The organism is Pseudomonas sp. 14A (assembly GCF_018132745.1).
Taxonomy (GTDB): Bacteria; Pseudomonadota; Gammaproteobacteria; order Pseudomonadales; family Pseudomonadaceae; genus Aquipseudomonas; species Aquipseudomonas mercuritolerans.
The window spans coordinates 128,765-146,349 of record NZ_JAGRQJ010000014.1 but is presented as its reverse complement, the minus strand read 5'-3'; the positions used below and the strand labels follow the sequence as shown (position 1 = coordinate 146,349).

Annotated in this window: 17 protein-coding genes; 10 read left to right on the top strand and 7 right to left on the bottom strand. The window is 60.1% G+C overall.

Going from position 1 to position 17,585, the window contains the following annotated elements:
* Positions 1-179 precede the first annotated feature (179 nt).
* On the top strand, positions 180-1,625 hold the full coding sequence (locus PS14A_RS15340) for a SulP family inorganic anion transporter (RefSeq protein WP_212616651.1): 1,446 nt from the start codon (positions 180-182) through the stop codon (positions 1,623-1,625).
* On the opposite strand, the gene PS14A_RS15335 is transcribed toward PS14A_RS15340, so the two are convergent.
* Both PS14A_RS15335 and PS14A_RS15330 read right to left on the bottom strand, forming a co-directional pair.
* A complete protein-coding gene (locus tag PS14A_RS15335; RefSeq protein ID WP_212616650.1) occupies positions 1,593-3,824 on the bottom strand; it encodes a response regulator in 2,232 nt (743 codons plus the stop codon). The genes PS14A_RS15340 and PS14A_RS15335 overlap by 33 nt on opposite strands.
* A 186-nt stretch (positions 3,825-4,010) precedes the next feature.
* Complete coding sequence (locus tag PS14A_RS15330; RefSeq protein ID WP_110645511.1) at positions 4,011-4,529, bottom strand: carboxymuconolactone decarboxylase family protein; 519 nt, start codon at positions 4,527-4,529, stop codon at positions 4,011-4,013.
* 131 nt (positions 4,530-4,660) lie between these two features.
* On the opposite strand from PS14A_RS15330, the gene PS14A_RS15325 reads away from it, so the two are divergent.
* Positions 4,661-5,476 carry an AraC family transcriptional regulator gene (locus PS14A_RS15325; RefSeq protein WP_130899270.1) on the top strand — a complete coding sequence of 272 codons (816 nt, stop codon included), beginning with the start codon at positions 4,661-4,663 and terminating at the stop codon, positions 5,474-5,476.
* A gap of 3 nt (positions 5,477-5,479) precedes the next feature.
* On the opposite strand, the gene PS14A_RS15320 is transcribed toward PS14A_RS15325, so the two are convergent.
* Complete coding sequence (locus tag PS14A_RS15320; protein WP_212616649.1) at positions 5,480-6,373, bottom strand: DMT family transporter; 894 nt, start codon at positions 6,371-6,373, stop codon at positions 5,480-5,482.
* 89 nt (positions 6,374-6,462) lie between these two features.
* On the opposite strand from PS14A_RS15320, the gene PS14A_RS15315 reads away from it, so the two are divergent.
* Together PS14A_RS15315 and PS14A_RS15310 are read left to right on the top strand one after the other, a co-directional pair.
* Positions 6,463-7,794 (top strand): PLP-dependent aminotransferase family protein, encoded by a 1,332-nt coding sequence (locus PS14A_RS15315; protein WP_212616648.1) that lies wholly within the window; start codon positions 6,463-6,465, stop codon positions 7,792-7,794.
* 40 nt (positions 7,795-7,834) lie between these two features.
* On the top strand, positions 7,835-8,212 hold the full coding sequence (locus PS14A_RS15310) for a cytochrome c family protein (RefSeq protein ID WP_212616647.1): 378 nt from the start codon (positions 7,835-7,837) through the stop codon (positions 8,210-8,212).
* A gap of 516 nt (positions 8,213-8,728) precedes the next feature.
* Here PS14A_RS15310 and PS14A_RS15305 read toward each other — a convergent pair.
* Complete coding sequence (locus PS14A_RS15305; RefSeq protein ID WP_212616646.1) at positions 8,729-10,384, bottom strand: diguanylate cyclase; 1,656 nt, start codon at positions 10,382-10,384, stop codon at positions 8,729-8,731.
* A 177-nt stretch (positions 10,385-10,561) separates the two neighbouring features.
* Here PS14A_RS15305 and PS14A_RS15300 point away from each other — a divergent pair, with 177 nt between their 5' ends.
* Positions 10,562-10,897 (top strand): hypothetical protein, encoded by a 336-nt coding sequence (locus tag PS14A_RS15300; protein WP_101162605.1) that lies wholly within the window; start codon positions 10,562-10,564, stop codon positions 10,895-10,897.
* 74 nt (positions 10,898-10,971) lie between these two features.
* On the opposite strand, the gene PS14A_RS15295 is transcribed toward PS14A_RS15300, so the two are convergent.
* Positions 10,972-11,373 carry a hypothetical protein gene (locus PS14A_RS15295; RefSeq protein ID WP_212616645.1) on the bottom strand — a complete coding sequence of 134 codons (402 nt, stop codon included), beginning with the start codon at positions 11,371-11,373 and terminating at the stop codon, positions 10,972-10,974.
* Between the two features lie 124 nt (positions 11,374-11,497).
* Positions 11,498-12,067 (bottom strand): chorismate mutase, encoded by a 570-nt coding sequence (locus tag PS14A_RS15290; RefSeq protein ID WP_130912851.1) that lies wholly within the window; start codon positions 12,065-12,067, stop codon positions 11,498-11,500.
* 198 nt (positions 12,068-12,265) lie between these two features.
* Here PS14A_RS15290 and PS14A_RS15285 point away from each other — a divergent pair, with 198 nt between their 5' ends.
* The 4 genes from PS14A_RS15285 (at position 12,266) to PS14A_RS15270 (ending at position 16,132) form a co-directional block, all read left to right on the top strand.
* Positions 12,266-13,624 carry an MATE family efflux transporter gene (locus PS14A_RS15285; RefSeq protein WP_212616644.1) on the top strand — a complete coding sequence of 453 codons (1,359 nt, stop codon included), beginning with the start codon at positions 12,266-12,268 and terminating at the stop codon, positions 13,622-13,624.
* A gap of 88 nt (positions 13,625-13,712) precedes the next feature.
* Positions 13,713-14,738: an acyltransferase gene (locus PS14A_RS15280; protein WP_212616643.1), complete on the top strand. Its 1,026-nt coding sequence runs from the start codon at positions 13,713-13,715 to the stop codon at positions 14,736-14,738.
* 62 nt (positions 14,739-14,800) lie between these two features.
* On the top strand, positions 14,801-15,358 hold the full coding sequence (locus tag PS14A_RS15275) for a YceI family protein (protein ID WP_212616642.1): 558 nt from the start codon (positions 14,801-14,803) through the stop codon (positions 15,356-15,358).
* 87 nt (positions 15,359-15,445) lie between these two features.
* On the top strand, positions 15,446-16,132 hold the full coding sequence (locus PS14A_RS15270; RefSeq protein ID WP_212616641.1) for a GNAT family N-acetyltransferase: 687 nt from the start codon (positions 15,446-15,448) through the stop codon (positions 16,130-16,132).
* Positions 16,133-16,195: 63 nt separating this feature from the next.
* On the opposite strand, the gene PS14A_RS15265 is transcribed toward PS14A_RS15270, so the two are convergent.
* Positions 16,196-16,636 (bottom strand): hotdog fold domain-containing protein, encoded by a 441-nt coding sequence (locus tag PS14A_RS15265; RefSeq protein WP_212616640.1) that lies wholly within the window; start codon positions 16,634-16,636, stop codon positions 16,196-16,198.
* 160 nt (positions 16,637-16,796) lie between these two features.
* Here PS14A_RS15265 and PS14A_RS15260 point away from each other — a divergent pair, with 160 nt between their 5' ends.
* Positions 16,797-17,429, top strand: a complete 633-nt coding sequence (locus PS14A_RS15260) for a TetR/AcrR family transcriptional regulator (RefSeq protein ID WP_212616639.1) — start codon at positions 16,797-16,799, stop codon at positions 17,427-17,429.
* The last annotated feature ends 156 nt before the right edge of the window (positions 17,430-17,585 follow it).

Sequence of the window (17,585 nt, the reverse complement as noted above, 5' to 3'; positions counted from 1 at the left end):
AGGGGGTGCGAATTATGGGTAGAGTGCCATCATTGAGCAATCAGGTTTTCCATTTCCAGCCCGCGCCAACCGATGTCAGTGTTTCACTGGCCCGAGGCCGAACAATTCCGTAACATTCGCCTCCCTCTTTTTTCGCGAAAACAGCGGCCGTGCTCGACGGCCGCTCTGTCAGGTAAACCATGAAACCGATTCGTCTGCGCGCCGATGTCCTCGCCGGACTCACCACCTCGTTCGCCCTGTTGCCCGAATGCATTGCTTTCGCGCTGGTGGCACATCTCAATCCGCTGGTGGGCCTGTACGGCGCGTTCATCATTTGTACGCTGACCGCGTTGTTCGGCGGCCGACCCGGGATGGTTTCCGGTGCGGCGGGTTCGATGGCGGTGGTGATCGTCGCGCTGGTGGTGCAACACGGCGTGCAATATCTGCTGGCAACGGTACTGCTCGGTGGTCTGATCATGATGGCGTTCGGGCTGTTGCGCTTGGGCAAACTGGTGCGCATGGTGCCGCATCCGGTGATGCTCGGTTTCGTCAACGGCCTGGCGATCATCATCGCCCTGGCGCAACTGGAGCATTTCAAAAGCGGCGAGCACTGGCTCAGCGGTACGCCGCTGTATCTGATGACCGGGCTGGTGCTACTGACCATGGCCATCGTTTACATCCTGCCGCGCCTGACCAAAGCGGTGCCGCCGGCCCTGGTGGCGATCCTGGGTGTCGGCCTGCTGGTTTACCTGTTCGGCCTGCCGACCCGCACCCTCGGTGACATGGCGCACATTGCCGGCGGTCTGCCGACTTTCGCCATGCCGGACATTCCGTGGAGCCTGGAAACCCTGCGCATCATCGCCCCGTACGCGATCCTGATGGCGATGGTCGGCCTGCTGGAAACCCTGCTGACGCTGAACCTGACCGACGAAATCACCGAAACCCGTGGCTATCCGGATCGTGAGTGCGTGGCGCTCGGCGCGGCGAACATGGTGTCCGGCGCGTTCGGCGGCATGGGTGGTTGCGCGATGATCGGCCAGACCGTAATCAATCTCAGCTCCGGCGGGCGCGGGCGCATGTCTGGCGTGGTTGCCGGGGTGCTGATTCTGTTGTTCATTCTGTTTCTGTCACCGCTGATCGAGCGTATTCCGCTCGCCGCGCTGGTCGGGGTGATGTTCGTGGTGTCGCAGCAGACCTTCGCCTGGGCTTCGTTGCGAGTGATCAACAAGGTGCCGCTGCACGATGTGCTGGTAATCATCGCCGTGACCACCATCACCGTGTTCACCGACCTGGCCACGGCCGTGCTGTGCGGGATCATCATCGCCGCGCTCAATTTCGCCTGGCAGCAGGCCCGCGAACTGTACGCCGATGAACATCTGGAAGCGGACGGCAGCAAGCTCTATCGCCTGCACGGCACGCTGTTCTTTGCCTCGACCACGCCGTTTCTCAACCAATTCGATCCGGCCAACGATCCGGCCAAAGTCACTCTCGACTGCCGACACCTGAGCTTTGTCGATTACTCGGCGATTGCCGCGTTGAAAACCCTGCGTGAGCGCTACGCCAAGGCTGGCAAGCATCTCCAGGTGTTTCATCTGTCGGAGCGCTGCAAGAAATTACTCAAGCGCGCCGGCGTCGATCACGACTGAAATCGCTGGCGTTGCATCCTTGAGCCAGGTCTTGCCGAGAATTCGCGAGACCTGTTCGGCGGAGTAGGGCTTGGCGAGAAATTCGAAACCTTCGTAACCGCTGCGGGCCAGTTCTTCGCTATAGCCAGAGGTCAGAATCACCGGCAGATCGGGACGGCGCTGGCGCAACTCCTTGGCCAATGCGACGCCGGTGATGCCCGGCATTACCACGTCGGAAAACACCGCATCGAACGCCATGGCATCGCCGCCGGCCAGTTGCAGGGCTTCTTCGGCGTTGGTCGCCCACGCGGTTTCATAACCCAGATCCTGCAGAATCTGGTTGGCGAAACGGCCAACCTCCAGATTGTCCTCGACCACCAGCACCCGACGTCTTTCGCAGGCCGGCTGCACCTCGCCATCGTCCTCGGTATCGTCGAGTTCAGCCTCGTCCGCCGGCACTTGCGGCAAATACAAGGTGAACTCAGTGCCTTGGCCAATCACGCTTGAAACATCGACGTTGCCACCCGATTGCTTGGCGAAGCCGAACACCTGCGACAGCCCCAGACCCGTGCCTTTGCCGACCGCCTTGGTGGTAAAGAACGGTTCGAAGATGTGTTCGAGGGTGTGTGCGTCGATGCCGGCACCGGTGTCGGCCAGGGCAATCGACACGAAATGGCTGCTGGACCCAGCGTGGCCGCGAATCGGCGGCAGCGCTTTGTGGCACTCCAGGCGCAATTTCAGTTCACCCTGACCATTCATGGCGTCGCGAGCGTTCAGGGCGATGTTGATCAACGCGGTTTCAAACTGACTGAGATCGACGCGGATGTAGCAGGGGTGATCCGGGCGCTCGACGCACACGTGAATCTGCGCGCCGGTGACCGATTCGAGCATCTCGCCGATGTTGGCCAAACGTTCGCCGGCGTCGACTACCTGCGGATTGAGCGGCTGACGGCGGGCGAAGGCGAGCAACTGGCTGGTCAGCTTGGAGGCGCGCTCGACCGTGTCGGAAACCGCGCGCATGTAGCGCTGGCGGCGTTCTTCCGGCAGGTTGGGCTGGCGCAGAAAATCCACCGACGAACGAATGATCGTCAGCAAATTGTTGAAGTCATGGGCGACGCCGCCGGTCAATTGGCCGATGGCTTCGAGCTTCTGCGACTGGCGCAACGCCGACTCGGCCTGGGCCAGACGCAGGCTGCGCTCTTCGACCCGTTGCTCCAGCGTGGCATTGAGTTCGGCCAATGCAAGCAAGCCCTCGCGCACGTTGGCATCGGCGCGCACCCGTTCGATGTGCGCCCAGCAACGTTCGGTGACTTCGCTGAGCAGCGCCTGTTCGAAGCTCGACCAGACACGCGGCACTTTGTCGTGAATGGCCATTAACGCGGTAAGACGACCTTGCTTGATCAGCGGCACGCAAATGGTGGCGGTGATGCCTATGCCCTGAAAGGTCGCTGATTCTTCCGGCGGCAATTCGCTGCGGTTGTCGTGGATCACCAAAGGTTGACCCGCGCGCAGGAGACGTACGGCTTTCTCGCCGAAATCGCGCAAACGATAGTGGCCGACGATGCTCGGCGAACCCGGCGCTGCATAGTCGCCGCGAATGGTGAAGCCGTCTTCGTCGGCATCCATGTCGGCGTAAGCGCAATTGGACAGGCGCAGTTGCTCGACCATCAGCCGCGTGCTCGCCGCCAGGATTGCTTGCGCATCCGTGGCATTGGTCACCGCTTCGCCGATGGCATCGAGGACCGCCAGGCGTCGGTTGAGATAAACGGTCTGGGTGGTCTCGGTGACGGTGTCGATCATGCCGACGACATTGCCGTGGGAGTCACGAATCGGGCTGTAGCAAAAAGTGAAGAACGCCTGCTCCGGGCCTTTGCCGCGTTCGATCTGCAGAGCGAAGTTTTCGATGTAAGTGGCCTGACCGGCGTACGCGGCCTCCGCAATCGGGCTGATCTCGTCCCAGGCTTCCTTCCAGATGTCGCTGAAAGGGCGTCCCAACGCGTGCGGCTTGTCGCCGAGAATCGGTACGAAGGCGTCGTTATAGAGAGTGATGAGTTGCGGGCCCCAGACGATCGCCTGAGGGAAATGCGAGGCGAGACTGAGCGAGACAGTGGTCTTGAGTACATCGGGCCAGTTTTCCAACGGGCCGAGGGGCGAATTCGCCCAGTCGTGACGGCGGATCTGCCCGGCCATCTCGCCGTTGTCTTGCAACCAGTCTGTCATGGGGTTCGTGTCTTTCCGGGCATTTGTCTGAGAACAAAGACCTGCGCGCAGGGTGTTTGGTTTCAGCGCACCAGACACTGTTTGCGCTGCGAATTATTCTGACCTACATCATGGCAGCAAAAAACAGCGCTGGCGAAAAGAGCATCTTTTCGCCAGCGGATTTTTCTTCAGTTCGTGAGCGACTGCTCAGGCCTCGACGGCCGGGAAGTCAATGTCGGTCAGCGCCGTGTTGTTCAGGTAGTTGGTCAATGTCTGCACGGCCACCAGGGCAATCACTTCGATGATCTTGCGGTCATCGATACCGGCAGCGCGGGCAGCGGCCAATTGTTCATCGCTCAAGTGGCCACGGGTTTCGGTCAGTTGGCGGGCGAGGGCGGCGTAGGCATTCAGTTCGCCGTGACGTGCTGCGATGATGTCCTGCGCCGACAGCCCGGCCTTGCCGGCGAACACGGTGTGTGCGGACAGGCAATAGTCGCAACCGTTGACCTGCGAAGTGGCGAGGTAGATGGCTTCTTTCTCTTTGCCGCTCAATGAGGTCTTGCCGAGGATCGCCGAGGCTTGCAGGTAAGTGTCGAATGCAACCGGCGCTTGGGCGAGGGTGGTGAAGACGTTGGGCAGGAAGCCGATTTTTTTCTTTACGCCTTCCAGTGCGGGACGGGTGGCATCGGTGGCGGTGTCGAGGCTGATTGCAGGGATGCGGCTCATGGTGATTCTCCGAAATTCCGCAGCGAAGTGCAGCGGCGATGGAGAGATCTTAGGGGCTGCCAATGGCGCTTTGGCGGCAAATCGTCGAGGATATGCGGCAGATCGTCCAGATATGCCTTCGGGAGTCAGCCATGGATCGCCTTTCCACATTACTCAGTCATTTCGGTGTGAACGCCGGCACCTTCCATAGCGGCGCGTTTTGCGGCGTGAGCGTTCACCAAGGCGAACCGGTCGGCCATGTGCATGTTCTGCAAGCCGGGGCGTTGCTGCTCAAACCGGGCAACGAGCGGGAAATTCGCCTGGAAGAACCGTCGCTGATTTTCTTTCCCCGGCCTTTCACTCACCGGATGTTTGCCGACGAGGCCATGGCCAGCCAGGTGGTGTGCGCCTCGCTGAGCTTCGACGGTGGCTCAGGCAATGCCCTGGCCGCCGCGTTACCGGACTATCTGGTATTGAAACTCACCGATATCCCGGAATTGCGCAGCACCCTTGACTGGCTGTTCAACGAAGCTTTTGAAGGGCATTGCGGGCGCGTGGCGGTGATGGATCGCCTGTTTGAATTGCTGGTGATTCTGCTGCTGCGCCATCTCATCGGCAGTCGTGATCAGCAACCGGGCATGATGGCCGGGCTGGCGGATCCGCGCGTGTCTCGCGCCTTGAACCTGATCCACGAGCAGCCGCACAAGCCTTGGAGTGTCGCTGATCTCGCTGCAGCGGCGAACCAGTCCCGCGCCGGTTTTGCCGAGCAGTTTCGCCGCGTGGTCGGGCAGACGCCGGCCGATTACCTGTTGAGCTGGCGCGTCAGTCTTGCGCAGAAACGCCTGCGTGAGGGCCGGCCGATTGCACTGATTGCCGAGGAGGTTGGATACGAAAGTCCGTCGGCGCTGGCCCGGGCGTTTCGGCGCAAGACCGGGCTCAGTCCTCGGCAATGGAAAGCCGAACACTGAACATTACCTGGCGAATTTCTTCGCTCCGGCCACGCAAAGAATCACCCCCAGCGTGACGCCGAGCATGCCGACACTGACCTGCTCATGCAGCAACGTCGCCGCCAGTGCCAGACCAAAAAACGGCTGCAGCAACTGCAACTGCCCGACCGCTGCGATTCCACCTTGTGCCAGACCGCGATACCAGAACACGAAGCCGATCAGCATGCTGAACAGCGACACGTAAGCCAGGCACATCCACGCCGAAATGCTGATGTCGGCGAACGAGGCGGGCGCCAGCCATAGGCTCAGCACTGTCATCAGCGGTAACGACAACACCAGCGCCCAGCAGATCACCTGCCAGCCACCGAGGCTGCGTGACAGTTTCGCGCCTTCGGCGTAACCGAGGCCGCAGGCGAGAATCGCCGCAAGCATCAGTAGATCCCCAATCGGCGACGCGCTCAGTCCCTGGGACAGGGCAAAGCCCACCACCAGCGCACTGCCCAGGATCGAGAAGATCCAGAACACCGGCCGTGGCCGCTCACCGCCACGCAACACGGCAAATATCGCCGTGGCCAGCGGCAGCAATCCTACAAACACGATCGAATGCGCTGACGTTACGTGCTGCAATGCCAACGCAGTCAGCAGCGGAAAACCCAACACCACGCCCAGCGCCACGATCAACAGCGACAGCCACTGATGGCGCGACGGTCGCTGTTGCTTGAACAACAGCAGAAGTCCGACCGCCAGTGCGCCGGCGATCGCTGCTCGCACCACGGTCAGAAACACCGGATCGAATTCCAGCACCGCCAAACGTGTAGCCGGCAGCGAACCGCTGAAGATCAGCACGCCGATCAAGCCGTTGATCCAGCCACTGGTTCTTTCCAGCGAGGGGTTGTTTGCAGTCGATGTTGTGTCCATGTCGGTGGCACTCAAGAAGTGGCTTGTGTCGCTGCGATCCTAGGGCCGAGAATCAGCACAATCAAAAAATTGTCATGGATACAGCCGACATGCCGCGTTCCCGTTACAAGACCCTGGTTGACCGCTATGCGGCAGACATTCGTGGCGGACGATTGGCGCCGGGCACGCGACTGCCAACGCATCGGCAGCTGGCGAGCCAGGAAGGACTGGCACTGGTTACCGCTTCACGGGTTTATGCCGAGCTTGAAGCGATGGGCCTGGTCAGTGGTGAAGCCGGGCGCGGCACGTTTGTCCGGGAAACGTCGCTGGCGCCGGGGCAGGGCATTGATCAGAAAGATGTCGCGGTCGGCATGATCGACCTGAATTTCAACTATCCCTCCTTGCCAGGTCAGGCTGAACTGTTGCGCACGGCGTTGCGCCAACTGGCGTTGTCCGGTGATCTGGAAGCGCTGTTGCGTTATCAACCCCACGCCGGGCGTGCCCACGAACGCGCCTCGGTGGCGCGACATTTGTCGACACGCGGCGTGGCGGTTGAAGCCGACCAAGTGCTGATCGTCAACGGCGCTCAGCAAGGTTTGGCGGTGACGCTGATGGCTCTGCTCAAACCCGGCGATGTGATTGCCGCCGATGCGCTGACCTATTCGGGATTCAAGGTGCTGGCCGACGCGCTGCATCTGGAAGTGCTGGCGATCCCGATGACGGAGCACGGCCCGGATTTGCCGGCACTGGACAGACTCTGTTGCCAGCGTGCGGTGCGCGCCGTATACAGCATGCCGACGCTGCACAATCCGCTGGGCTGGGTCATGCCACTGGAACAGCGCGAACGATTGGTGGCGATTGCCCGCCGCTATGATCTGACACTTATCGAAGATGCGGCCTACGCGTTTCTGGTCGAGAACCCGCCATGCCCGTTGATTGAACTGGCACCGGAACGGACGTTTTACGTATCGGGCCTGTCGAAAAACATCGCCACCGGATTGCGGGTCGGCTTCATTGCCGCGCCGCTGCTTCAAGTGCCCGCACTGGAGCGAATCATTCGCGCGACGACGTGGAACACCCCCGGGGTGATGACCGCCATTGCCTGTGGTTGGCTCGATGACGGCACCGTCACCGTGCTTGAAGAGCAGAAGCGCAGCGATGCCATGGCTCGACAGGCCTTGGCCGCCGAGGTGCTGAAAGGGCTGCGCTACATTGCTCATCCGGCTTCGTATTTTTTGTGGCTGCCGTTGCCGGAAGACGTGCGTGCCGATCAGATCGTGGTGGAGTTGATGCAGCAGCAGATTTCGGTCACCAGCGCCGAGCCGTTTTCGCTGTCGACCAACACGCCCCATGCGATTCGTCTGGCGCTGGGCTCGGTGGACATGCTGGTGTTGCGTCAGGCGTTGATCACCGTCAGAACGATCATCGGCGCTTATCTGTAAACTGCGCCCACGCCATGCAAAGCGAGGTTTGGACTGTTCAATGAAATTCACCACGACACTGTTTCTCGCCTTGATCTTCAGCGCCAGTGCAAAGGCTGAGGGCGATCCTGAGGCCGGGGCGAAAATCTTTCCGCGTCTGTGCGGCGGTTGCCATCAGGTTGGCGAGTCGGCTCGTTCGGGGTTTGGTCCGCAGCTCAACGGCGTCATTGGCCGGGCTGCCGGGACTTCGGCCAATTATGTTTATTCCGATGCGATGAAGAACTCGGGGATTACCTGGGATCGGGCGACGGTGAAGGCTTATCTGGAGGATCCGAAAGGGGTGGTGCCGGGGACGCGGATGATTTTCTGGGGGCTGAGTGATGAGGAGAAGCTGGAGAATCTGTTGGCTTATCTGCAGATGTTCAGTGCCGAGCCCTAGTCGGGCGATGGTTTTCCGGCTAATTGAGTACATATCCATTGCGGCGGTAACGGCTGCTTGGGGTTCCGCCCTTACGGCGGGTCACCTTTTTCAAACGCCAAAAAGGTAACCCAAAAGGCTTGCTCCTGCGTTCGGCCCCTCGCAAGCTCGGGGTTCCTTCGCTGCGGGATCAATCCGGGCGCAGCGGCTACGGTTTGCTTCGCTGCACCTCCTTCCGCTGTGTCTGGCTGCGCCAGACGGTCGCTGCGCTCCCACGCCCGGATCAATCCCTCCGCTCAGCCTTCCGACGTCGCCCGTGGATCAAGATCAAAAGCACTCGAGCTAACGCTCATTGTTGAGTGGGGCGGCTTCGCCGCGGGCAGCTGCGCTGCTTTGCTTTTCTGTGGGAGCGAGCCTGCTCGCGAAAGCGGTTCTCCAGCCGGCCCAAATTTCCGCTATTACCCCATCCCTGTGGGAGCTGGCTTGCCAGCGATGGGGTCGGTGAGCCGGCCTGTCTCTGGTTGATATACGCCGGTGTCAGTGGGCATGAAACGCAACCTGATTGCGCCCCGCAGCCTTCGCCTGATACAGCTGCTGATCGGCGCGTTTGATCAGGGCGGTGTGGTTGTTGTCGGCCGGATCTGCCAGGCCGAGACCGATACTCACCGTGACGTTGCCGACGCCGGGAAACTGCGCTTCGGCGACCGCTGCGCGAATCTTTTCGGCGACGACTTCCGGGGTTTCGGGTTGCGCGACTTCCGGCAGCAGTACGGCGAACTCTTCGCCGCCGTAGCGGGCGACGAAATCGGTGCTGCGTACGCTGTTCTGGATCAAGGTCGCCAGTTGTTGCAGGACCTCGTCACCGACCGCGTGGCCGTGGCTGTCATTGATGCGTTTGAAGTGGTCGGCATCGATCAGCAGCAGGGCATACGGGCGCCCGGTGCGTCGGGACAGCAGTGAGTATTCAGTGATTTTTTCGTCAAAGCGGCGGCGGTTGTAAACGCCGGTCAAACCGTCGTGAGTGGCCAGGCTCAGCAGCTCGGCGTTGGCCTCGGTGAGTGCGGCGGTGCGTTGCGCCACGGTGGCTTCCAGCGAGGCGTTGGCTTCTTGCAGTTCGCGCTCCTTGCCGAGCAGTGATTGCGTCATCGCGTCGATGGACTGGCCGAGCTGGGCGATTTCCAGCACCGGGTGCTGGAGCTGGAACTGTGCGCCGGCCTGGTTGTTTTGCACCTGTTTGGCCGAGCGTGCCAGTTGTTCGATCGGCCGGCTCAGGTACAGCGCCAGATAATAAGCCACCAGACCGAAAACGATGGCGGCGAATACGCCGAGGATCAGCAATTCGTATTGCAGCATCCGCGCCGGTTGCAGCGCAGTCTCCAATGGCTGGCGAATGGCGATCGACCACGACAGCGCCGTTCCCGATGGCGTCGGCACGGTGACCATGCTGGTCAGGTAACCGTTGGCCGCCGTCCAGCCAGGCAATATCGAATCGGTCATTGCCAGTTCTTGACCCATCAGCGCTTCGGGGTAGAGCACCTTGCCGTCGTGGTCGACGATCAGCGCCTGGATATCCGGCGCCGAGTTCTTGTGGGAAAACGCCGCCGACTCGACGATGCGCGTCACCCAGCTCCAGTGCGCATGTGCGCCCAGCACGCCAATCACCTGCCCTTCAGCATTGTGGACTGGCGCGGCGAAATCGATGAAGCGCAGCGGCTCGCCATTGGGCAGACCCGGCAACAACTTGGCCAGCAACACTGCTTCGTGGGGATCGCCGGTGTATTGCCGGCGCAAGCCGATCTGGAACCACGGGCGTTTCTGCACCGATTGACCGACCAGCAGATCATTGACGGCCTGGCGCACGTTGCCCTCGGCGTCGGTGACGCCCATCCACGCATATTCGGCGCGCGCCTGGGTGCGCAACTGCATCGACTTGAGGATGGCTGGATTGTCCAGATCACCACGCTCCAGATGCGGCGCGCGACTGAGCAGGTAAACCTCCAGTTGCCGTTCGCGCAGTTGTTCGCCCAATAGCGTCGCCGCCGCGCGCGCCGTGTTCAGCAACGCGTTGCCGCTGGCCTGTTTCATTTGTTCGGTGGCGATGTGACCGACATAAAAGCCGACGCTCAATAACGTCAGCAGGGACAAACCGCCGAACCACAGGGTGAGATGGCTACGCAGACTGGCTCTGAACATGGAGGCGGGTGTCTGTCTTTATTGAAGTGGCGCCATGGTATGCGACATCGCCGACGGCGGGCCAGCGAACGGGTTCAAGTAAATACAAAGAAGATTGATGCCAATGAGCTATCATTTTGTTTAGAATGCGCGCCGCCCGAGAGACGGATCCCGGGCGTTTCCCCATGGAGTTTTACTGTGAAATACCTCAGCAAAGTAGTCGCCGCCGCACTGTTCGGTGTGGTTCTGGCAGGTTGCACCGGCGCCCCGATGAAAACCGCACATTACGATAGCAACCAGTACACCGTGGTCGGCCACAGCGAAGCCTCGGCTACCGGCCTGCTGCTGTTTGGTGTTATCCCGATCCGCCAGAACAGCCGCTTCGTCCGCGCGCAAGATGCGGCCATCAAAGCCAAGGGCGGCGATGCGATGATCAACACGCAAGTTCAGGAAAACTGGTTCTGGGCCTGGGTCCTGACCGGCTACACCACCACTATCTCCGGTGATGTGGTCAAGCTGAAAACCGCGCAGTAAGCGACGGCTGAATGCAAAAAAGCCCGGCTGATCAGGCCGGGCTTTTTCATGGGTGCTGCGTACCAGCGATTGATTCATGCGACGCGACGTTCGAGCAGACGATCCGAACCACCTTCGGCAAGACGGCGTTCGATCAGTCGATCTGAACCGCCTTCAGCAACGCGGCGTTCGATCAGACGGTCAGAGCCACCTTCAGCAACACGGCGTTCGAGCAGACGATCCGAACCACCTTCGGCAAGACGGCGTTCGATCAGACGATCAGAGCCACCTTCGGCAACGCGACGTTCGAGCAGACGATCCGAACCACCTTCGGCAACACGGCGTTCGAGCAGACGATCCGAACCACCTTCAGCCAGACGGCTTTCGATCAGCTTGTCCGAGCCGCCTTCAGCGACCAGGGTGTGAGCAGGCGTTACTGCAAAAGCGTTAACTGCGAAAACCGAGAAAGCGATGCCGAGAAGGGTTTGGCGTTTCATGATCGTGTGCTCCAGAAAGTTGTTTGTTTGTCTGGAGCCGATGTTACGCCGCGCAGTTTTTATGAGAACTTCATTGACGTGATGGTGAACATCGACGCCGATGATGTTTGCCAGGAGCGTTGATTCAGAGCGCTTTTGCCCGGATGCACAACTCGCCGCTGGCACGAATCAGCGCCAGGTCGTGCAGCAAATCGGCGGCCAGACCGTTGCGGACATCGGCCAGCCATGCTGGGCAATTCGGATCCTGGCGATAGGGCGCGAAGGCGGCGTACTGCTGCAACAAGCGCTTTTGCAGTTCATCCAGGCGCGGGCGGATCTGTTTGCCCAGATCCGGACGCGGTGTGTCCGGTGCAGCACCTGCCGCTTGCCATTGCGCGAGCAGACCGTATTGCACCAGTTTGTTCGCTTCCATCTGTGCGGCGATCAGTTGCGCGACGTCGTCCGGATCGAGTTTGTGTTCGGTGGCCAGAGTTCGGGCATTGGCGATGACCTGCGCCTCGCGCGGGCTGTCCTGAATAGGCTTGCCGCTGTCCCATTTGGTCAACGCAACCAGATCACCGATGCTCAGGCGTTCATTCAAAGTGGCCAGTAGCGGTTTCAATGAAGCAGGCGCCGCTGCGGGTTCGGCCGCCTGAGCGTAGGCGGCCGACAGAGCGAGGAGGGAGCCAAGCAGAAAATTTGCAACGTTACGCATGAACCGAGCCTCAATAGTACGTGTCGACAGAGTCGCTGATTTACCACAGCCGCAACACTGACACAAAGCGATGCAGGCATTTACACAAATGCAAAACAGACAATCAACACCGTCTGGAAATGTTGATTGCACGCTGCACGCAACTCACCGAAGCTATCGTCAATCAGGCCTGCCGCCGTCGAGATGGACCTCCATTCAATGCAAAGCGCCACCTTCGCCAAACCGCTCTGGCAAACCTATCTGCTGTTTCTCGCGCCGATGGTGCTGTCGAACTTCCTGCAATCGATGTCCGGGACGGTCAACAGCATCTACATCGGCCAGATGCTCGGCACTCAAGCGCTGGCGGCAGTGTCCGGCATGTTCCCCGTCGTATTCTTTTTCATCGCCCTGGTCATCGGCCTTGGTGCTGGCGCGGGCGTGTTGATTGGCCAGGCGTGGGGCGCGCGCGAAACGCATATGGTCAAGGCGATCGCCGGGGCGACGTTGCTGCTGGGGGTGTTGATCGGTCTGGTTGCCGCAGTGCTCGGCACATTGTTCGCGCGCCAGGCACTGACCGGGCTGGGCACGCCGATGGATGTGCTCGACGATGCGGTGGACTATGCCCACGTCATGTTGTGGATTCTTCCATCGCTACTGGTATTCGTGCTGTTCACCCAATTGCTGCGTGGTGTCAGCGATACGCTGTCGCCACTGCTCGCGCTGATCGTGTCCACCGCCGTGGGGCTGGCGCTGACGCCGGCGTTGATTCGCGGCTGGCTGGGTTTGCCGCCATTGGGCATTCAGAGCGCGGCGTATGCCGGGCTGGCGGGGAATCTGTCGGCGATGGCGTGGCTGGCCTGGCGGCTGATTCGCAAGGGCCATCCGCTGGCGCCGGATCGAGAGTTCTTTGCCGCGCTGCGACTGGACCGGGTCATTCTCGGCAAGGTCCTGCGCATCGGCCTGCCAACCGGCGTGCAGATGATCGTGCTGTCGTTATCGGAGCTGGTGATTCTGGCACTGGTCAACCAGCACGGCTCGCAAGCGACGGCGGCCTATGGCGCAGTCACCCAGATCGTCAACTATGTGCAATTCCCTGCGCTGTCGATTGCGATCACCGCGTCGATTCTCGGCGCCCAGGCCATCGGCGCCGGGCATCTGCAACGCATGGGGCCGATCCTGCGCACCGGGCTGTTGATCAATGTGTGCCTGACCGGTGGCCTGATTGTGCTGGGTTATCTGTTGTCGCACTGGTTGCTGGGCCTGTTCCTGACCGAGGACTCGACCCGGGCGATGGCCGAGCATCTGCTGCACATCATGCTCTGGAGCCTGTTGGTATTCGGCTTCCAGGCCATCATCGGCGGGATCATGCGCGCCAGCGGCACGGTACTGGTGCCGGTGGTCATCTCGATTATTTGTGTGGTCGGCGTCCAGTTGCCAGCGGCTTACTGGCTCGACGGGCAGTTCGGTTTGCAGGGTGTGTGGATGGCGTTTCCGGTTGCCTACCTGGGAATGCTGATTTTGCAGACCCTCTACTACAAGCTGGTCTGGAAGCATCAGAAGATCGAGCGGTTGGTCTGAGCACTGCGGATGAACATTTAACTGTTCTGCCGCACAAAAGCATCGTAGCGTATGCGCCCACAACAATAAGGACATTACGAGGGTTGAAGTGGGAGCTTATCGACTGCTGTTGGCCGTACTGGTTGCTATATCTCATATGGCCAAAACCTTCGCTGGGCTCAACCCTGGCGTGATCGCCGTCATTTCGTTCCTGATCATCAGCGGATTCGTGATGACCTCGCTGATCGAGCGAAACTACCCCGAGCCGAGGAAGATCGGTTTGTTCTATGTCGATAGGGCGCTAAGGCTGTATCCGCAATTTCTGGTCTACTTCGTCGCCTCGTGTTTGGTTGTTTATCTCCTGTTGCCCGGTACACCCCAAGCGGCCGAGCTGACATTGAAAACCTTGTCCACCAGCCTGCTGATGTTACCGCTCGGTTATTACATGTTCGGCGTCGGCGGGACCGAGATCCTGCCACCGGGCTGGTCGCTGGGGCTGGAAATGAGTTTTTATCTACTGATCCCGTTTCTGCTGATTTTCAAAGCGCAGGGTGTTGCCTTTGCGGTATCGGTCGGGATTTTTCTGCTGGCGTGCCTTGGCTTTATCAATACCGATATCTATGGATATCGTTTGCTGCCGGGAGTGTTGTTCATCTTCCTGTGCGGCTGCTATCTGTACCAACGCAATCTCAGAGCAATGGTCGTTGTCACCGGCACAGCCGTTGCGGCGGGACTGCTGTTTGTGGCGATCATGCTCGGATGGATCGAGCGTCGTCCCTTCAATGCCGAAGTCACTCTCGGTATCGCCGTGGGCATTCCTTTGGTCTACCTGTTGACCAGACTCAAGTTCCATCGGATGGACGAGTTCCTGGGCAACATCAGTTATGGCGTGTTTCTCAACCACTTTGTGGTGATGTATCTATTGCGAGGTTTTTGGCCCGTCGCGTATGACGCCAACGTTGTCGGAGCAGTGCTGGCGTTGTCATTTGCCTGCAGTGGTGTGACGTATTACTGCGTCGAGCGCCCAGCGCTGAAATTGCGTCACCATTTGCGCAGGGGGACCAAGCAGCGTTCGGTTCAATCGCGCAGCGCCGAGATGATTGAATCCCCTGTGCGTGAGCGTGAACTGGCATAACGCTCTGCTGTTTGCTTAAGTCAACCAAGGCCCTCGACGACACACGCCGCCCGGAGAATTCCATGACGTTGCGATTGCTGCTGGTTGCCGCGTTTACATCGTGCGTCATGGCCGGTGCGCAGGCGGCTGAATATAACCGGGTCAACACCAGCGCCAGCCAGATCAGCTTCACCTACCAGCAGATGGGCTCGCGAATGTATGGCACTTTCGGCAAGTTCGAGGCGGCTCTGGATTTAGATACCGAAAACCTTGCCAGCGCCCGCACCACCTTGCATATCGACCTGAGCAGCATTGACGCCGGCAGCGAAGACGCCAATACCGAGCTGGTGAAACCCGCTTGGTTCGATACTGAAAAATTCCCGCTCGCGGTATTCGAGTCCCGGCGTTTCACCCAGGTGGCCGAGCATCGTTACCAGGTCGCCGGTCAGCTCACGCTCAAGGGCATCACTCGCGAGGTCGAGGTGCCGGTGGAATTGAAACCGGACAACGCCATCGGCATCTTCGACGGTGAGCTGGTGCTCAACCGTGAGGAGTTCGGCCTCGGCGCAGGAGAGTGGGCTGACAGCGTGGTGTCGAGGGACATCAACATCAAATTCAGGGTGGTGGCGCCACAACAGTGACGGTTCAATAGATCCGGCACGGTATGATGTCGCGGTTCGTCGACGGCTCTGATCATCGGCAACGTTTTTTATCGCCGGAGTTTGCCCATGCCACGCATCACCCACTACACCTCCCCATGCCCGGAAAGCGTCAACAGCCAGATCCTGCAAATGGTCGTCGATTACCTGACCGACATCAGTGCGGTCGGCCTCGGCCCGAGCAATCTGCTGTACAACGTTTATCAGTACGCGGTCGGTTATGAGGTGCATCTGTATCTCGAGGCGTTGAACGGGCAGAAGGGCACCGAGGTGGAATTGCTGGTGGCCACAAACGAAGAAGACCCGGAGCAAGTCATCGGATTTCTCATCTGTCTACCGGTGCAGGGCGATTGGGAGGCGTGCAGCGTCGCGTACATGGCGGTGCGTGAAGGTCATCGGCGTCAGGGTGTGGCGCGGGCGATGCTCGCGGACATGGTCGGGCGCTACCCGCATGCGGAACTGGCCTGCAGCATTGGCAAGGTACCGTATTTCGAGGCACTGGGTTTTGAAGTGATCGGCCAGCGCGAAACCCAGGTGCTGATGAGTACGCGGCATTACCGCAGCAACGGCCTGCGCGGGTTCATCGACACCACGCCGATCTATCGCTCGCTGGAAGTGCAGCAGATTCACACCTATCTGCTGCAGAAGAACGGCAAGCGCGCGATGCTCGATGCGGAAAAACAACGCGATCGCCATCTGGACCAGACCAGCCGCCACGTAGAAGAATTCGTCCGTCAGCGCCTGACCCTGCACTGATCGTCGGCCAATCAAAAGCCCTTGCTGCGCATCCCGCGGCAAGGGCTTTTTTGCGCCTGCTTCTCAACCGAGCTTGACGTTCATGGTGATGCGCGCGGTGAAGACTTTTTTGCCCTCGGCATCGTGAATGTCGACGTTGACCACCTTGTCGCCATCGCTTTGCCAATCCACACCTTCAGCGCTAGCCACAGCGGTGACGTCGGTTTTCGCCTTGGCCAGATATTCCACGGTCATGCCTTTGGGAATCCAGCGCGCGCCGGCCGGGATCGACACGTCGGTCATCATTCCGCCGGCCAGTTCTGCCGCGTTGCACATGGCGATCGCGTGCACCGTGCCGAGATGGTTGGTGATTTCCTTGCGAAACGGCACGTGCACGGTGGCGGCATTCGGGCGCAACTCGGAAATCAGTGGATTGATGCTGCTGAAGTACGGGGCGAACTGGCAGGCCATTTTGCTGAATGCATCCGGGCCGACGCTGTTGAACATGCTGAGAGATTGACTCATGGGAAGCCTCGCTGGGTAGTTTGCAGAATGATGTTCCGTTACAGAATATTGTTCTGTAACGGAACGGTATTCTGTTAACGGCAAATCTGTCAACCTAGGCGCGATTTGTTCACGGGCACGTGACGCCCTTTATCAACCACCGTTTTTGGACCCGAGCAGCATGGACACCGCCGATCTACTGGAACGCAGCTACCCCGGCCGCCGCGCCGAACTCAAACGCGATATCTTTCGCAAGGCCCTGAGCCTGTTCAACGAACAGGGGATCGAGGCCACCACCATCGAAATGATCCGCGCCGAATGCGACACCAGCGTCGGCGCGATCTATCACCATTTCGGCAACAAGGAAGGGCTGGTCGCGGCGCTGTTTTTCACCGCGCTGGAGGATCAGGCGCGTTTGCGTGATGCGTATCTGGACGCGGCCGATACCACTGAAAAAGGCGTGCAGGCGCTGGTCTTCAGCTATGTCGACTGGGTCGAGCAACAGCCGCAGTGGGCGCGTTTCCAGTACCACGCGCGGTTCGCCGTGACCAAAGGCCCGTTCAAGGACGAGCTGGCCGAGCGCAACAAGACGCGCAACCTGCGTCTGCGCCAATGGCTGACGCAATCGGGTCGCGCCGCCGAACTTCAGGATTTGCCTGCCGAGCTGCTGCCATCGCTGATCATTGGCCAAGCGGACAGCTACTGCCGAGCCTGGCTGGCAGGGCGAGTGAAAGGCAGCCCGAGTGCCTATCGCGAAGTGCTCGCGCAAGCGGCATGGCGTTCGATTCGCGCCGAAGGTCTCGCCGAGAACTGAAATACGCAGACAAAAAAAGAGCCTCAAAGCTCTTGATGGGGAGGAAGTAGAGCCCGTGAGGCTCAAGAGGCGTGTGAAGCAAGGCGTGGGCTTGATTGGGGTTCAGAACACCCACGCCTACGCAGCGCCGGATCAATCCAGTCACCGCGTAGCTTC

Coding starts and splice junctions, on each gene's coding strand:
- PS14A_RS15340 (WP_212616651.1), top strand. CDS start 180: ATGAAACCGATTCGTCTGCGCGCCGATGTCCTCGCCGGACTCACCACC.
- PS14A_RS15335 (WP_212616650.1), bottom strand. CDS start 3,824: ATGACAGACTGGTTGCAAGACAACGGCGAGATGGCCGGGCAGATCCGC.
- PS14A_RS15330 (WP_110645511.1), bottom strand. CDS start 4,529: ATGAGCCGCATCCCTGCAATCAGCCTCGACACCGCCACCGATGCCACC.
- PS14A_RS15325 (WP_130899270.1), top strand. CDS start 4,661: ATGGATCGCCTTTCCACATTACTCAGTCATTTCGGTGTGAACGCCGGC.
- PS14A_RS15320 (WP_212616649.1), bottom strand. CDS start 6,373: ATGGACACAACATCGACTGCAAACAACCCCTCGCTGGAAAGAACCAGT.
- PS14A_RS15315 (WP_212616648.1), top strand. CDS start 6,463: ATGCCGCGTTCCCGTTACAAGACCCTGGTTGACCGCTATGCGGCAGAC.
- PS14A_RS15310 (WP_212616647.1), top strand. CDS start 7,835: ATGAAATTCACCACGACACTGTTTCTCGCCTTGATCTTCAGCGCCAGT.
- PS14A_RS15305 (WP_212616646.1), bottom strand. CDS start 10,384: ATGTTCAGAGCCAGTCTGCGTAGCCATCTCACCCTGTGGTTCGGCGGT.
- PS14A_RS15295 (WP_212616645.1), bottom strand. CDS start 11,373: ATGAAACGCCAAACCCTTCTCGGCATCGCTTTCTCGGTTTTCGCAGTT.
- PS14A_RS15290 (WP_130912851.1), bottom strand. CDS start 12,067: ATGCGTAACGTTGCAAATTTTCTGCTTGGCTCCCTCCTCGCTCTGTCG.
- PS14A_RS15285 (WP_212616644.1), top strand. CDS start 12,266: ATGCAAAGCGCCACCTTCGCCAAACCGCTCTGGCAAACCTATCTGCTG.
- PS14A_RS15275 (WP_212616642.1), top strand. CDS start 14,801: ATGACGTTGCGATTGCTGCTGGTTGCCGCGTTTACATCGTGCGTCATG.
- PS14A_RS15270 (WP_212616641.1), top strand. CDS start 15,446: ATGCCACGCATCACCCACTACACCTCCCCATGCCCGGAAAGCGTCAAC.
- PS14A_RS15265 (WP_212616640.1), bottom strand. CDS start 16,636: ATGAGTCAATCTCTCAGCATGTTCAACAGCGTCGGCCCGGATGCATTC.
- PS14A_RS15260 (WP_212616639.1), top strand. CDS start 16,797: ATGGACACCGCCGATCTACTGGAACGCAGCTACCCCGGCCGCCGCGCC.